General features: G+C 52.3%; 1 rRNA gene. It reads right to left on the bottom strand.

Annotated elements, in window-relative coordinates:
* Positions 1-106: ribosomal RNA gene (locus tag ABE543_RS18620) — 16S ribosomal RNA — on the bottom strand; the annotation flags it as partial.
* Between the last annotated feature and the right edge of the window lie 309 nt (positions 107-415).

Genomic DNA, 415 nt, shown 5'->3' with positions numbered 1-415 from the left:
GCCACTCGCCACCCAAGGAGCAAGCTCCTCTGTGCTGCCGTTCGACTTGCATGTGTTAGGCCTACCGCCAGCGTTCACTCTGAGCCAGGATCAAACTCTTCACTTAAAACTGCATTGCCCGAAGGCAAAAATTTAAAGCTGCAGATGAATGATTCTGGCAACGTATCGCTTGCTTTAAAACAATTAATAGTTGCTTGATCAAACGTCTGCAAGATGGACAGTCATCCTTCCTGCAGGCGCCTTCACAAGATACCTGCGCATACTTTCAAAGATCCGGGGAAGTGGCCTCAGCGCCGTTCCCGTATGCTGCGAAGTTTCCTTCGTAGCGAGCCGCCCATTATAGCCGGCTTTTCCGCTTCGTCAACACCTTTTTCAAGGCCGTCGCACCGGGGTGGACGTTGTTGCCGGAGCTGCT

Origin of the sequence: Stenotrophomonas sp. TWI169 (assembly GCF_039674705.1) — a bacterium.
Taxonomy (GTDB): domain Bacteria; phylum Pseudomonadota; class Gammaproteobacteria; order Xanthomonadales; family Xanthomonadaceae; genus Stenotrophomonas; species Stenotrophomonas maltophilia_P.
This window is presented reverse-complemented; position numbering and strand designations above follow the sequence as displayed.